This window comes from Sphingomonas sp. (assembly GCF_039595165.1).
Lineage (GTDB): Bacteria > Pseudomonadota > Alphaproteobacteria > Sphingomonadales > Sphingomonadaceae > Sphingomonas.
Map to the genome: position 1 here is coordinate 1 of NZ_JBCNMA010000009.1, position 14,457 is coordinate 14,457.

15 protein-coding genes are annotated in these 14,457 nt (G+C 66.3%); 10 read left to right on the forward strand and 5 right to left on the reverse strand.

The features are described 5' to 3' along the window. From ABDV68_RS02865 to ABDV68_RS02880, 4 genes are all read left to right on the forward strand, one after another. The coding region (locus ABDV68_RS02865; RefSeq protein ID WP_343518142.1) for a uroporphyrinogen decarboxylase family protein at positions 1-295 on the forward strand (295 nt) is incomplete at its 5' end. Beyond that, positions 292-747, forward strand: a complete 456-nt coding sequence (locus ABDV68_RS02870; RefSeq protein WP_343518143.1) for a CopD family protein — start codon at positions 292-294, stop codon at positions 745-747. The genes ABDV68_RS02865 and ABDV68_RS02870, both read left to right, overlap by 4 nt. Positions 748-893: 146 nt before the next feature. Beyond that, positions 894-2,150 (forward strand): transcription termination factor Rho, encoded by a 1,257-nt coding sequence (gene rho, locus ABDV68_RS02875; protein ID WP_343518144.1) that lies wholly within the window; start codon positions 894-896, stop codon positions 2,148-2,150. A 132-nt stretch (positions 2,151-2,282) separates the two neighbouring features. Continuing rightward, a complete protein-coding gene (locus ABDV68_RS02880; RefSeq protein WP_343518145.1) occupies positions 2,283-2,960 on the forward strand; it encodes a TerC family protein in 678 nt (225 codons plus the stop codon). Between the two features lie 12 nt (positions 2,961-2,972). On the opposite strand, the gene ABDV68_RS02885 is transcribed toward ABDV68_RS02880, so the two are convergent. Further along, on the reverse strand, positions 2,973-3,665 hold the full coding sequence (locus ABDV68_RS02885) for a dienelactone hydrolase family protein (protein WP_343518146.1): 693 nt from the start codon (positions 3,663-3,665) through the stop codon (positions 2,973-2,975). Positions 3,666-3,886: 221 nt separating this feature from the next. On the opposite strand from ABDV68_RS02885, the gene ABDV68_RS02890 reads away from it, so the two are divergent. Genes ABDV68_RS02890 through ABDV68_RS02915 form a run of 6 tightly spaced genes read left to right on the forward strand, consistent with a single transcriptional unit; the run spans position 3,887 to position 9,619 of the window. Further along, positions 3,887-4,126 (forward strand): DUF6489 family protein, encoded by a 240-nt coding sequence (locus ABDV68_RS02890; protein WP_343518147.1) that lies wholly within the window; start codon positions 3,887-3,889, stop codon positions 4,124-4,126. After that, complete coding sequence (gene mnmE, locus ABDV68_RS02895) at positions 4,123-5,433, forward strand: tRNA uridine-5-carboxymethylaminomethyl(34) synthesis GTPase MnmE (RefSeq protein ID WP_343518148.1); 1,311 nt, start codon at positions 4,123-4,125, stop codon at positions 5,431-5,433. The genes ABDV68_RS02890 and mnmE overlap by 4 nt, the downstream gene beginning before the upstream one ends. Before the next feature lie 55 nt (positions 5,434-5,488). After that, positions 5,489-7,324, forward strand: a complete 1,836-nt coding sequence (gene mnmG / locus ABDV68_RS02900; RefSeq protein WP_343518149.1) for a tRNA uridine-5-carboxymethylaminomethyl(34) synthesis enzyme MnmG — start codon at positions 5,489-5,491, stop codon at positions 7,322-7,324. Next, a complete protein-coding gene (gene rsmG, locus ABDV68_RS02905; protein ID WP_343518150.1) occupies positions 7,321-7,929 on the forward strand; it encodes a 16S rRNA (guanine(527)-N(7))-methyltransferase RsmG in 609 nt (202 codons plus the stop codon). Before mnmG ends, rsmG begins: the two co-directional genes overlap by 4 nt. After that, on the forward strand, positions 7,926-8,705 hold the full coding sequence (locus tag ABDV68_RS02910; RefSeq protein WP_343518151.1) for an AAA family ATPase: 780 nt from the start codon (positions 7,926-7,928) through the stop codon (positions 8,703-8,705). The genes rsmG and ABDV68_RS02910 overlap by 4 nt, the downstream gene beginning before the upstream one ends. After that, on the forward strand, positions 8,702-9,619 hold the full coding sequence (locus tag ABDV68_RS02915; RefSeq protein ID WP_343518152.1) for a ParB/RepB/Spo0J family partition protein: 918 nt from the start codon (positions 8,702-8,704) through the stop codon (positions 9,617-9,619). The genes ABDV68_RS02910 and ABDV68_RS02915 overlap by 4 nt, the downstream gene beginning before the upstream one ends. Before the next feature lie 22 nt (positions 9,620-9,641). On the opposite strand, the gene ABDV68_RS02920 is transcribed toward ABDV68_RS02915, so the two are convergent. The 4 genes from ABDV68_RS02920 to leuS all read right to left on the reverse strand — a co-directional run bounded on the left by ABDV68_RS02920 (position 9,642) and on the right by leuS (position 14,433). Continuing rightward, complete coding sequence (locus ABDV68_RS02920) at positions 9,642-10,256, reverse strand: TRIC cation channel family protein (protein ID WP_343518153.1); 615 nt, start codon at positions 10,254-10,256, stop codon at positions 9,642-9,644. Positions 10,257-10,400: 144 nt separating this feature from the next. Beyond that, positions 10,401-11,423, reverse strand: coding sequence for a DNA polymerase III subunit delta (holA, locus tag ABDV68_RS02925; protein ID WP_343518154.1), 1,023 nt, complete (start codon positions 11,421-11,423; stop codon positions 10,401-10,403). Beyond that, complete coding sequence (gene lptE / locus ABDV68_RS02930) at positions 11,420-11,932, reverse strand: LPS assembly lipoprotein LptE (RefSeq protein ID WP_343518155.1); 513 nt, start codon at positions 11,930-11,932, stop codon at positions 11,420-11,422. Before lptE ends, holA begins: the two co-directional genes overlap by 4 nt. Then, positions 11,929-14,433 carry a leucine--tRNA ligase gene (gene leuS, locus ABDV68_RS02935; RefSeq protein WP_343518156.1) on the reverse strand — a complete coding sequence of 835 codons (2,505 nt, stop codon included), beginning with the start codon at positions 14,431-14,433 and terminating at the stop codon, positions 11,929-11,931. Before leuS ends, lptE begins: the two co-directional genes overlap by 4 nt. Between the last annotated feature and the right edge of the window lie 24 nt (positions 14,434-14,457).

Consider the following 14,457-nt stretch of genomic DNA (forward strand, 5'->3'; position numbering starts at 1 on the left):
CGGCAAGCTTGCCGCTTATGCGCGCGAGACCGGCGTGGATGCGATCGGGCTCGACGAGACGGTCGATCCGGTCTGGGCGCATCGCGAATTGCCGGCCGGGCTGCCGGTGCAGGGCAATCTGGATCCGCTCGCGCTGATCGCCGGCGGCGCTGAGCTCGAGGCGGCCGCGCAGCACGTCCTTGATGCGTTCGCCGATCGCCCCCATATCTTCAATCTCGGGCACGGCATCCAGCCGGATACACCGATCGCCCATGTCGAGCAGCTGATCGGGATCGTGCGGGGGACAGCGAGATGACCGGATTTCTGGGTGCGGCCTGGTTGTGGGTCAAAGCGGCGCACATCATCTTCGTCATCTTCTGGATGGCGGGGCTGTTCATTCTGCCGCGCTATCTCGTCCATCACCAGGAAGCGCTCGGCGACCCCGTCCAGGCCAAGGCTTGGGCCGATCGCGAAGCCAAGCTGCGCAGCGTGATCCTGATGCCGTCGATGGCGATGGTGTGGATCCTCGGACTCGCACTTGCGATTAATCTCGGCTTGCTCGAGGGTGGTGCCGGGCTCGGCTGGCTCCACGCCAAGCTGCTGCTGGTGATCCTGCTATCGGGTTATAACGGCTGGGCGGTGAGCTATTCGAAGAAGCTGGCAGCGGGACAGGCTACCGTCGACTCCCGGCGCCTGCGCATGCTCAACGAGCTTCCCGCGATCTTCGTCGCATTGATCGTTATTCTTGCGGTGGTCCGCCCCTTCTGACCGCTTGACTTGAATCGGCCCGAATCCTAAGCCGCGCCTGTCGCGTCGCCGTCCTGGCGGCGGCCGGCGCCTTCCTTTTCCTCAAGCCATCGCCGCGCGTCCCAACGCCCGAAAACCATCCAAGCGATCGCACACGGACTTCCCCCATGCATTTGAAAGATTTGAAGAAAACCGCTCCCGCCGAACTGGTCAGCATGGCCGAGGAGCTCGGTGTCGAAAGCGCCTCGACGCTTCGCAAGCAAGACCTGATGTTCGCCATCCTCAAGGCCCAGGCCGAAAATGGCGAGCAGATCATGGGCGAGGGCACGATCGAGGTGCTGCCCGACGGCTTCGGCTTCCTGCGTAGCCCGCAGGCCAATTATCTCGCCGGCCCCGACGACATCTATGTCTCGCCCAACCAGGTCCGCAAATTCGGCCTGCGTACCGGCGATACGGTCGAAGGCGAGATCCGCGCGCCCAAGGACGGCGAACGCTATTTCGCCCTCACCAAGCTCGTCAGCGTCAATTTCGACGATCCCGAGGCGGTGCGCCACCGCGTCAATTTCGACAATTTGACGCCGCTCTATCCCGAGCAGAAGCTCACCCTCGATCCCGCCGACCCGACCCAGAAGGACAAGTCGGCGCGCGTCATCGACATCGTCTCGCCGCAGGGCAAGGGCCAGCGCACGCTGATCGTCGCGCCGCCGCGCGTCGGCAAGACGGTGATGCTGCAGAACATCGCCAAGGCGATCACCGACAACCATCCCGAGGTGTTCCTGCTCGTCCTGCTGATCGACGAGCGGCCCGAGGAAGTCACCGACATGCAGCGCTCGGTGAAGGGCGAGGTCGTGTCCTCGACCTTCGACGAGCCCGCGACGCGCCACGTCCAGGTCGCCGAGATGGTGATCGAGAAGGCCAAGCGCCTGGTCGAGCACAAGAAGGATGTCGTCATCCTGCTCGACTCGATCACCCGCCTCGGCCGCGCCTACAACACCGTCGTGCCGAGCTCGGGCAAGGTGCTCACCGGCGGCGTCGACGCCAATGCGCTGCAGCGTCCCAAGCGCTTCTTCGGCGCCGCGCGCAACATCGAGGAAGGTGGCTCGCTCTCGATCATCGCCACCGCGCTGATCGACACCGGCAGCCGCATGGACGAAGTGATCTTCGAGGAGTTCAAGGGCACCGGCAACTCCGAGATCGTGCTCGACCGCAAGGTCGCGGACAAGCGCATCTTCCCGGCGATGGACGTCGGCAAGTCCGGCACCCGCAAGGAAGAGCTGCTGGTCGAGAAGGGCACGCTCAGCAAGATGTGGGTGCTGCGCCGCATCCTCATGCAGATGGGAACCGTCGACGCGATGGAGTTCCTGCTCGACAAGATGAAGGATTCGAAGACCAACGAGGATTTCTTCGACTCGATGAACCAGTGATCGCGGCCGGAGTCGGCGGTGCCGGCTCCGGACTCGCCGGGGTTCGCTGCGCGACCCGTCTGACGGACATGATTGAACGGATGCGGGCGGGGTGCGTTGGGGATCGCACCTGTCAGCTTGAAGTAGGAGCCCATGTCCGAGCTCTGGGCGCATATCGTCCACGATTTCGCGGGTCTGTTTTCGGGCAGCGCCTCGGCTTGGCTCGCGTTTGGCCAAGTGATCCTGATCGACATCGTGCTGGCGGGCGACAATGCGATCGTGATCGGCGCACTAGCAGCCGGTCTCACGCCGGATCAGCGCAAGAAGGTGATCCTGATCGGCATCATCGCCGCGCTGTTCCTGCGGATCATCTTCGCGCTGGTGGTGACTCAGCTGCTTCAGGTCATCGGCCTGGTCTTCGCCGGCGGCGTGCTGCTATTGTGGGTCGCGTGGAAAATGTACCGCGAAATCAGCCATTCGCGGCAGAGCGCGGGATCACCCGAGATCGAAGGCGACGAGCGGTCGGGCCTCAGGTCGGCCAAGAGCTTCGCCGGTGCGGCCTGGGCGGTCGCGATCGCCGACGTCTCGATGAGCCTCGACAATGTCCTTGCGGTCGCCGGTGCCGCACGCGAGCATCCGGGCATCCTGATGGTCGGCCTGGTCATCGCGGTCGCGCTGATGGGCGTCGCGGCGAACATCATCGCCAAATATATCGAGCGCTATCGCTGGATCGCCTGGATCGGCCTGCTGGTGATCCTGTATGTAGCCAGCAAGATGATCTATGACGGCATGGTCGACCGTGAGGTCGGGATCCTTCAGCTGATCAGCTGAGCCGTTTATCTCTCAGCCGATATGCGCCGCGAAGAATGCCTCCGTGCGACTGTCCGCGAGTTCGGCTGCGGCGTCGGAGCGGCGCTTGCCCATCTCGGTCGCGAAGCCGTGATCCTCGCCCGGATAATCGTGTAGCGTCACCTTGGGATGATCGTCCAAGCCCTGGTGCATCGTCGCCTGGATCTCCTTCGACACGAAGTGATCGTCGCCGGCGATGTGCAGCATCAGCGGATTCGCGATCGCGTGCTTCTCGCCGAGCAGGCTATCGATGCCCACCGCGTAATAGCCAACGGTCGCATCGCTGTCGGTGCGCGCAGCCGTCATATAGGCGAGCCGCCCGCCGAGGCAGTAACCGGTGACTCCCACTTTGCCGCCACTCGCTGCGCGCGCCGCGCGGATCGTCGCCTCGATATCCTCAATGCCCTTGTCCTGGTCGAACTTGCCCATCCAGTCGAGCGCTTGTTGGAATTGTGCGGGCACGTCTGGGTCGAGTTCGATTGCCGGCTCGAGCCGCCAGAACAGGTCGGGTGCGAACGCCATGTAGCCGAGCGCGGCGAAGTGATCGCATTTGCGCCGGATGCCTTCGTTCACCCCGAAGATCTCCTGGATCACGACGATCGCGCCGCGCGGATCCCGCTGGGGATCAGCACGATAGGCCTGGAAGCTGCCGCTGTGATCGAGACTCGGAATCGTGGTCGTCGCCATGTTGGTCTCCTAAAAGAGTGGCTGTTCGTATCGAGCAACCTGCGAGCGCGCCGCCGCGGTGACTCAAGGTGCGCGAATGAAAGCGTGAAAATCCTTAAGCTCTCCTGTGAAATGGGCGTGGGATCTGTTGAGCGATGGGCGTTGCGGTTAGGACATAGTCGCGCGCATACATGAGCGCAGCGTAGGGCAGGGCGGGCGTCCCGCTCAAGCGGAGAGAGCCGATGAAGATCAATGTCGCAATCGATTGCACCCCGGAAGAAGCGCGCCGCACGATGGGGCTGCCCGATTTCACGCCGGTCCATGACCATTATATCAAGATGCTGCTCGATTCGATGGATAAGGGGATGGTCAATCCAGAGATGATCGAGACGATGATGAAGAGCTGGATGCCGATGGGCGAGGCCGGGATGAATTTCTGGCGCGGCATGTTCGATATGGGCAAGCGCAGCGGCGGCGAGTGAGCGACGCGGTTTCCGCCGACACGATCTTCGCCCTGTCGAGCGGCCAGCCGCCGGCGGCAATCGCGATTGTTCGTATCTCCGGGCCTGGCGCGTTCGGCGCGACGGAGCGGTTGGCCGGCTCGTTGCCTCCGCCTCGCCATGCTGCGCTGCGGACCTTGCGCGACGGGGACGCGCATCTCGATCGCGCGCTGGTGCTCGTCTTTCCCGGACCGCATACCGTTACTGGCGAGGATCTGGCCGAACTGCATCTTCATGGGGGCCGTGCCGTGGTCCGGGCGGTGGAGGCTGCACTCGCCGCCATTCCCGGCCTTCGTAGTGCCGAGCCGGGCGAGTTCACGCGTCGCGCGCTGACGAATGGCCGCATCGACCTGACTGAGGCGGAAGGCCTCGCGGATTTGCTCGCCGCCGAGACCGAAGGTCAACGCCGCGCCGCGCTGCGCGCCGCGGAAGGCGGGATCCGGCGCCGCGTCGAGGGCTGGGCGACACGGACGCTGCAACTCTCGGCGGCGGTCGAAGCGTCGCTTGATCACGCGGACGAAGCCGATGTCGCGGCGGAAGGTGAGTTGCTGGACCGGGTGCGCGTTGCTGCCGAGGCGCTTGCGGACGAGATCGTGGCGGTCGTCGCCCAGCCGGCGGTCGAGCGTCTGCGCGACGGGATTCGCGTGGTGCTCGCGGGACCGCCCAATGTGGGCAAATCGACCCTGCTCAATGCGCTGGCCGAGCGCGAGGCGGCGATCGTCTCGCCGCTGGCCGGCACGACACGCGACCGGATCGAGGTTCCGGTGATGCGCGGCGGCATTGCCTATCTGCTCACGGACACGGCAGGCTTGCACGACGCGCCGAGCGACATTGTCGAGCGGATCGGAATCGATCGGGCGCAGGAGTCGCTCGCACAGGCTGACCTGATCCTGTGGCTCGATGATCGACCGCTCCCAGGCGAGTTGGTCGGGCGGCCGCATCTGAAGATCCACGCCCGCGCGGATCAACCAGGGCGACAAGAAGGGAAGGCCGACCGTATCCCGGTGTCGGCGACGACGGGAGCGGGCCTGGCAACGCTGTGGCATTCGATCGACTTGATCGCGCGCGAGCTTCTGCCTCCGGAGGACTCGGTTCCACTCAACCAGCGGCAGCGCGAGCTTGCAGCACTGGCCGTCGAAGGGCTGCGCAGCGTAGCGACCGTCACAGACTCGCTTCTGGCCGCTGAAGAACTACGCCGCGCATTGCGTGCGTTCGACCGGGTCACTGGCAAGGCAGGGGTGGAAGCGATGCTCGACGCCTTGTTCGGCCGTTTCTGCATCGGCAAATGATGTTCCACGTGGAACGCTTTTGACCGAGAGGGGCTGCGTCGCTATTTGAAGTGTTATGCGGACATGGGATGTGATCGTGATCGGCGGCGGCCACGCCGGCACGGAAGCTGCGGCTGCTGCTGCACGCTGCGGCGCGCGCACGGCGTTGGTCACCTTCGATCCGGCGACGCTCGGCGCGATGTCGTGTAACCCAGCAATTGGGGGGCTGGGCAAAGGTCATCTCGTGCGCGAGGTCGATGCGCTCGACGGGCTGATCGCGCGTGCCGCCGATCGAGCCGCTATCCACTACCGCCTGCTCAATCGGTCGAAGGGACCTGCGGTGCAGGGCCCGCGCGTTCAGGCCGACCGAAAGCTGTATGCGATAGCGGTCCAGGAAATGCTCGCGGCCCAGAATGGGCTCGATATCGTTCCCGGAGAAGCGATCGGGCTCGTCATCGAGCAGGGCCGGGCGACGGGAATCGAGCTCGGTGATGGCGAGTTGCTCGGCTGTGGCGCCGTGGTGCTCGCCAGCGGTACCTTCCTTGGCGGTCGCATCTTCCGCGGTGAGGAGCGCGAGACCGGCGGGCGCCTCGGCGAGCGCGCGGCTACCGCGCTGGGCTTGCAGCTTCGCGAGCTCGGGCTTCCCATCACCCGGCTCAAGACTGGCACCCCGCCGCGTCTCGATGCGCGCAGCATCGATTGGGGCGCGTTGGAAGAGCAGCCTTCGGACCGCGATCCGTGGCGCATGTCGCCGCTCACGCGGACGCCACGCTTGCCCCAGCTTGCCTGTGCGATCACGCGCACCACCCACGCGACCCACGATATCATCCGCGATGGCCTCGATCGTTCTCCTCTGTTCAGCGGGGCGATCGAAGCGGGTGGGCCGCGCTATTGCCCTTCAATCGAGGACAAGATCTTCCGTTTCGGGGACCGCGACGGGCATCAGATTTTCCTCGAGCCCGAGGGTCTGGATACCAGCTTGGTCTATCCCAACGGCCTGTCGACTTCACTGCCGACGGATGTCCAGCAGGCGATGATCGCATCGATCCCGGGCCTCGATCGCGCCGTGATCGTCACCCCCGGCTATGCCGTCGAATATGATCACGTCGACCCGCGCGCGCTCTCGGCGTCGCTCGAGAGCCGTGATGTCGCTGGCCTGTTCTGCGCTGGTCAGATCAACGGCACGACGGGATATGAGGAGGCGGCGGCACAGGGCCTGGTTGCGGGTGTCAACGCAGCGGCGATGTCGAGCGGCCGTGAGCCGATGATCCTGCCGCGCGAACTCAGCTATATCGGCGTGATGGTCGACGACCTGACGCTGCAAGGCGTCACCGAACCCTATCGCATGCTGACCGCGCGCGCCGAGTACCGGTTGCGGCTGCGCGCCGACAATGCCGAGACCCGGTTGGGTGCGGTCGGGGAAGCGATGGGTTGCATCGGTGAAGAGCGCCGCGCGCACTTGGCCAGGCGCCGCGAAACGCGCGCAAACCTTGACGCTGCCTTCTCCGCCCAGCGCACCGCGCATGAGCTAGGGCGAGCCGGGGCTCCAGTGTCGCAGGACGGCGCGCGGCGAAGTGGCTTCGAGTGGCTGCGTTTCCCTGGGGTCGATGTGGCGCATTTGGGGATCGAGCTGGAGGAGGCCGCTCCCGAACTACTCGCGGAACTGATCGAAGATGCGCGTTACGCGCCCTATCTTGAGCGCCAAGCGGCGGAGCAGGCGGCAATGACGCGGGCGGATGGAACACCGATCGCTGAGTCGCTCGACTATGCCGCGATCCCTGGGCTCTCCAACGAGATGGTCGAGCGGCTGTTCGCCGCGCGTCCAGCGACGATCGGCGATGCATCACGGGTGCGTGGGATCACGCCCGCCGCGCTCACTGCGATCATGCTCCATGTGCGGCGCGCGGCATGAATGAGGAGCAGGCGCGGGACTGGGTTCGCCATCGCTTCGGCGTTTCACGTGAAACACGCCTGGAGGTCTTCGTCTCCCTCCTGCGGGATGAGGCGGCACGGCAGAATCTGATCGCGCCCTCGACGCTGGACCAGATCTGGACGCGCCATATCGTCGATTCGGCGCAGCTTCTGAGCATTGCGCCCGAAGAGGGGCTATGGCTCGATATCGGGAGCGGTGCGGGTTTGCCCGGGATCGTCATTGCGCTGTTGCGGGACGCGCCTATCGAGATGGTCGAACCGCGCAAGCTCCGCACGGATTTCCTCGCCCGCGCCACGAGCGAGCTGGAGCTGGATCATGCCGTCATTCACACTGCAAAGATCGAGCGTACGACCGGACCGGCATCCGTGATCTCAGCGCGCGCCGTCGCCTCGCTGGAGATGTTGCTGCGGATCGCCTCGAATCGATCCACGTCTTCCACAGTCTGGGTGTTGCCCAAGGGCCGAAATGCGCAATCGGAGGTAGAAGAGGCGCGCCGCAACTGGCATGGTTCGTTCCACGTGGAACCGAGCATCACGGCTTCCGACTCACTCATCGTCGTCGCCAGGGAGGTCCGCCCGAGATGATCTGTATCGCCATTGCGAACCAAAAGGGCGGGGTGGGCAAGACGACGACCGCGATCAACGTCGGAACGGCGCTCGCGGCGACGGGCCAGCGCGTGCTTCTGCTCGATCTCGACCCGCAGGGGAATTGCTCGACCGGGCTCGGCATTGGCCGCGCGGATCGTGAGCGCTCAACCTATGATCTGCTCGTCGGCGACGCCACCTTGGAGGAAGTTGCGGTCCCCACGCGCGTGCCGGGGCTCGACATCGTTCCCGCCACCGTCGACCTGTCGGGCGCGGAGATTGAGCTGATCGAGTTCGATGCGCGCACGCATCGCCTGGATAGCGCGATCGACCGCAGCGAGCAGCGTTGGGACGTGGTCTTGATCGACTGCCCGCCCTCGCTAGGCCTGCTCACAATCAACGCGATGGTATCATCGGACGCGCTGCTTGTGCCGTTGCAATGCGAATTCTTCGCGCTCGAGGGGTTGAGCCAGCTGCTCAACACGGTCGAACGAATCCGGAGCCGCTTCAATCCCGGTCTGTCAATCCTCGGCGTCGTCCTCACTATGTACGACCGGCGCAATCGCCTGACCGACCAGGTCTCGGACGATGTGCGCGCGGTGCTTGGGCGAGTTGTGTTCGATACCGTGATCCCGCGCAACGTCCGACTCTCCGAAGCGCCAAGCCATGGCGTGCCCGCGCTGATCTACGATTATCGCTGTGCCGGGTCCGAGGCCTATATCGCGCTCGCCCGTGAAGTGATCGACCGCCTGCCCAGGCTCAGGAAAGCCGCATGAACGACGAAACTCCCTCCACCGGCTCCGTCACCCCGCTACGCAAGCCCAAGCCCGGCCTTGGCCGCGGCCTCAGCGCGCTGCTCGGCGATGTCGAGCGCGAGGAGCCGATCCGCCCCGGTGCCGAGCCCTCGGCCGGGGTGCGCATGCTCCCGGTCAGCTCGTTGAAGCCGCATCCCGAGCAGCCGCGCCGCCATTTCGACGATGATGCGCTCGACGAGCTTGCCAAGTCGATCGCGGCGCGCGGGCTGATCCAGCCGATCGTCGTGCGGCCGCACGGTAAGGAATACCAGATCGTCGCCGGCGAGCGCCGCTGGCGCGCGGCGCAGCGCGCACGGCTGCACGAGGTGCCGGTGATCGTCCGTGACCTCGACGAGGCCGAGACGCTCGAGATCGCGATCGTCGAGAATATCCAGCGTGAGGACCTGAACGCGATCGAGGAAGCCGAGGCCTATGCCAAGCTGATCGGCCAGTTCGGGCATACCCAGGATGCGCTCGCACGGATCGTCCACAAATCGCGCAGCCATATCGCCAATCTGCTGCGTCTGCTCGACCTCCCGCAAAGCGTGCGCGAGCGCGTGGTCGAGGGCGCGTTGACGATGGGGCATGCGCGCGCGCTGATCGGAGCGCCCGATCCAGAGAAGCTCGCCCGCATCGTCGTCGAGCGCGACCTGTCGGTGCGCGAGACCGAGAAGCTCGCGCGCGAGGCCAAGCCGCGTGCGTCGGGCAAGGCGAGTGCCGGTGCGGAACTCGGTCCCAATGCCGATATCGCTGCGCTCGAGCGTCAGCTGGGCGACGTGCTCGGTCTCAACGTCCGCATCAGCTATGGCGAGAAGGGCGGGACGGTGACGCTGGCCTATTCGACGCTGGACCAGCTCGACATGGTTTGTCAGCGGCTCACGGGTGAGAAAATATAGATTTCTCAATCATTTGTTTGCTCTATCGTAGATGCGGCAACCGCCACTCGCCGATCAACGCGGCAGTGCGCAGGGCGAAGATCGTCACGCCGGCGATCGGTTCGGACACATGCTGGCGAATCCCGAAGCGCCTGACCAGCAGGACAAGCAGCACGGCGCCGGCGACGGCGGCCGTGGCGTAGAAATCCTCGTGTAGGACGGAGGGCACGCGCGCGGTGAGCACGTCGCGAAGCATGCCCCCGCCACAACCGTTGACCGTGGCGATGACCACGACGGCGGCGCTGTTGAGCTTGTAATCGAGCGACTTGCGCGCGCCAGCGATCGCGGCAAGCGCGAGGCCGACCGCCTCGAATATGTCGATCGCCAGCGGCGAGGTGAAATCGCCGACATGGCCCAGAGCCAGCGACGCGCCGACCACCGCCAGCGTCGCGGCCACGGCGAGCGCGGCGTAGCGCCCAGTCGCGGAACGGGGCAGGGGGTGCTCGCCGAGCAGAAGATCGCGGATCACCGCACCGCCGACCGAGCCGACGAAGGACAGCACGAGGATGCCGAACAAGTCGAGGTCGGCCTGCACGCCGATCAACGCGCATTCGACCGCCAGAACGAACGTCGCGGCGAGATCGACGCCGTCCAGCATTTTGTCGCGCATGCGATTGGTGGCGGAATCAGCCGATGGCATGGCGGTGCCGTCGAGGCTTGCATCCGCGCTGCCTGGAGAAGGGCTCGACCATGGACGGAGGCTCGCAGATCGAGCGCGCCTTCGCAACCGACTGGCGCCGCGTCAGCGCGCCCGCGCCGCCGCCCGGGCCAACGTCGCCAGCGCCTCGTCGGCGATCACCTGGCCTGCATTCCCGCCAGCGCGAGTCATGCCGCGCTCGGCCTCGCGCACCCGCTCGACTGCGCGTGCCAGCATCGGGCTGGTCCAGCGGCGCAGCGCGATCTTGGTGCTCATCTCTTCCTTGAAGAACACGCGGTATTTCTTGACGACCTCGTCGGGAGACGCGCCGCGGTCGATATCGGCGCGCATCTCGGCGAGGCTCATCAGCCGCCGCACCAGCTGGCGCAGCAGCGGGATCGCCGAGACGCCGGCATGTTCGAGCCGGGCGAGTTCGACGCCGATCTCGGCGGCGCGCCCTTCGACCACCGCCTCGATCGCGCCGTGCATCTCGGCCTCGCCGAGGTCCGCGCCGATCTCCTCGAGCGCCGCGATCCCGGCCTCGCGCGGCCGATCGGGCGCGGCGTCGAGATAGATTGAGAGCTTCTCGATCTCGCGCGCCAGCACCGCGCGGTCGCCACCCGACAGCGAGGCGAGCCGCTCGGCCGCGCCGTTCACCAGCCTCAGGCCGTTCTCACGCGCGATTCCCGCGGCGAGCTGGGCGGCGCTGCGTGCATCGGGGACATAGCAAGCGTGCGCCATCGCCGCCGGCGCGGCGAGCGCGAGCTTGAGCAGCCGCCCGGTGCCCTTGAGCGCGCCGCCGACCGCGACCACCGGGTTGCCCGCGACCTCGGCGTCGAGCAGCAGGCGAACCGCCTCGGTCGAATCGTCGTCGATCCCGCTGACGCGGATGAAGCGCGCGCCGCCGAACAGCGAGAGCGAAGCGGCTTCCTCGGCAAGTCGCCCCGGATTCGCCTTGAGCGTGGGTCCTTCGATGTCGATGCGCTCGGCCTCGCCGCCCATCGCCCGGCCGAGCCGCGCGGCGAGATCGTTGGCGCCCGCCTCATCGGGACCATAGAGCAGGAACAGGCGGATGTCCGCGCCCGGCTTGTCCAGCCGCGCGCGGATCTGCGCTTCGCTGGCCTTCACTGGCCCTTGGTTTCGGTGGCGCGCGCGTAGCGGGCGAGGCGCGCGACGATCTGGTCGGCGACGATGCCCGAGAGGCGCTCGAGCGCGCTCTTCTCCGCCGCGATCGTCGCATATTCCGAGCCGGCGACGTCGATGCCGGCGTCCGATCCCGCGGTCGCGTCGAGCACGGTCTGGCCGGTGGCGAGCTCGACCAGCTGGTAGCGTGCGCGCAATGTCCGCCGCTCGCGCGTCACCACGTCGTCGCGGCGCACGCCGAGGCCCTCGATACGATCGTCGAGCCGAATCTCGAGCCGGTAGGCGGGGGTGCCGCTGCGCGTCGCCTCGATCCGGTCGCGCACGGCGTTGGCGACGAGCCAGCCGGCCTCGCCCTCGATCGGCGCGACCTCGACCCCCGACAGCATCGTCTGCACCGGCCCGCCGACGCCGCCGCCATAGAGCGGGCGCAGGCCGCAGCCGCCGAGTGCGGAAGCAATCGCGGCAAGCGCGAGCAGGGCCGCAGCGCGTCTCATGCGACGATGTTCACCAGACGGTCGGGCACCACGATCACCTTCCTGGGGGACGCGCCCTCCAGAATGCGCTGCACGTTGGGATTTGCCAAGGCCATCGCTTCGAGTGCGTCCTTCGCTTGGCCCTTCGCCGCCTTCACCGTATCGCGCAGCTTGCCGTTGACCTGCAGCGCGATCGTCACTTCGTCCTCGACCAGCAGGGCGGGATCGACCTCGGGCCATGTGGCATCAGCGATCAGCGTGCCGTTGCCCATCGCGGCCCAGGCTTCCTCGGCGAGGTGCGGGGTCATCGGCGCGGCGAGCAGGATGATCGTGCGGATCGCGGTGGCGCGCGACGCGCTGGGCTGCGCCTTCTCGATCGCGTTGACCAGTTCGTAGAGCTTGGCCACGGCCTTGTTGAACTGCAGCGATTCGATGTCGGCGGCGACCCCGGCGATGGTCTGGTGCAGCTTGCGGTCGAGCGGCTTGTCTTCGCCCACCCACTCACCGAGTCCGTCGAAGAGGCGCCACAGGCGCTGAACGAAACGCCACGCCCCCTCGATGCCGTTCTCGGTCCACTCCAGGTCACGTTCGGGCGGCGAATCCGACAAGACGAACCAGCGCACCGCGTCGGCGCCATACTGATCGACGATCGGCTCGGGATCGACCGTGTTCTTCTTGGACTTGGACATCTTCTCGATGCGGCCGGTGGTCACCGGTCCGTCGTTCGATGCCTCGACCCAGATCTCGCCCTTGCGTACCACCTCGCCCGGCGAGAGCCAGCGGCCATCGGCGGCCTTGTAGGTTTCGTGAGTGACCATGCCTTGGGTGAACAGCCCCGCGAACGGCTCTGCGACGTCGAGCAAGCCGATATGCTTGAGCGCGCGGGTCCAGAAGCGGGCGTAGAGCAGGTGCAGGATCGCATGCTCGACCCCGCCGATATACTGATTCACCGGCAGCCACTGCTCGGCGATCGCGCGGTCGAACGGCTTGTCGCCGGGCTGGCTGGCGAAGCGGATGAAATACCAGCTCGAATCGACGAAGGTGTCGAGCGTGTCGGTCTCGCGCCGCGCCGGCTTGCCGCAAGTCGGGCAGTCGACCTGGCGCCAGGTCGGATGCCGGTCGAGCGGGTTGCCGGGGATGTCGAACGATACGTCCTCGGGCAGCACGATCGGCAGCGACTCGCGCGGGGCCGGGACCACGCCGCACGCCTCGCAATGGATGATCGGGATCGGCGTGCCCCAATAACGCTGGCGCGAGACGCCCCAGTCGCGCAGCCGCCACACGGTGGTGCCGGTGCCCCAGCCGCCGGCTTCGGCGCGGGTGATCACCTCGCGCTTGGCGTCGGGCACGTCCATGCCGTCGAGGAAGTGCGAGTTCACCAGCGTGCCGGGACCACTATATGCCTCGGAGTCGGTGAATTCGGGCGCAGTCTTGTCGCCGTCGGAGACGACGCGGCGGATCGGCAGCCCGTATTTGGTGGCGAATTCGAAGTCGCGTTGGTCATGCGCCGGCACCCCGAACACCGCGCCGGTGCCATAGTCCATCAGCACGAAGTTCGCGATATAGACCGGCAACTCCCAAGCGGGATCAAAGGGATGCACCGCGCGGATGCCGGTGTCGAAGCCGAGCTTGTCCTGCGTCTCGAGCTCGGCCGCGGTGGTGCCGCCGAGCTTGCATTGCGCGATGAAGGCCTCGGCTTCCGGGTTCGTTTCGGCGAGCTTGCGCGCGATCGGGTGGTCCGCCGCGATCGCGACGAAGCTCGACCCGAAGATCGTGTCGGGCCGCGTGGTGAAGACTTCGACCTCACCGCCGTCGGAAAGCTGGAACCGGAACTGCAGCCCTTCGGACTTGCCGATCCAGTTCTCCTGCATCAGCCGCACCTTGTCGGGCCATTTGTCGAGCGTGCCCAGGCCCTCGAGCAACTCCTCGGCGAAATCGGTGATCTTGAGGAACCACTGGTTGAGCTTCTTCTTTTCGACCAGCGCGCCCGAGCGCCAGCCGCGGCCGTCGATCACCTGCTCGTTGGCGAGCACGGTCATGTCGACCGGATCCCAGTTGACGGTCGATTCCTTGCGGTAGACCAGGCCGTTCGCGAACAGGTCGAGGAACAGCGCCTGCTCGTGCCCGTAATAGTCGGGCTCGCACGTCGCCAGCTCGCGCGTCCAGTCGATCGCGAGGCCGAGGCGCTTCAGCTGCGCACGCATCGTCGCGATATTCTCGCGCGTCCAGGCGCCGGGATGGACCTTCTTCTCCATCGCCGCATTCTCGGCGGGCATGCCGAACGCGTCCCAGCCCATCGGGTGGAGCACTTCCACGCCGCGCATCCGGCGATAGCGCGTGAGCACGTCGCCCATCGTGTAGTTGCGGACGTGGCCCATATGGATGCGCCCCGACGGGTAGGGGAACATTTCGAGGACGTAGGATTTGGGTTTGGGCGAGTTGTCGTCCGCGACGAAGGTGCGGCGTTCTTCCCACAGCTTCTGCCACGCGGAATCAGCTTTGAGCGCGTTGAACCGCGACATGTTTTTCCTCTGGGTCTCGGTGCC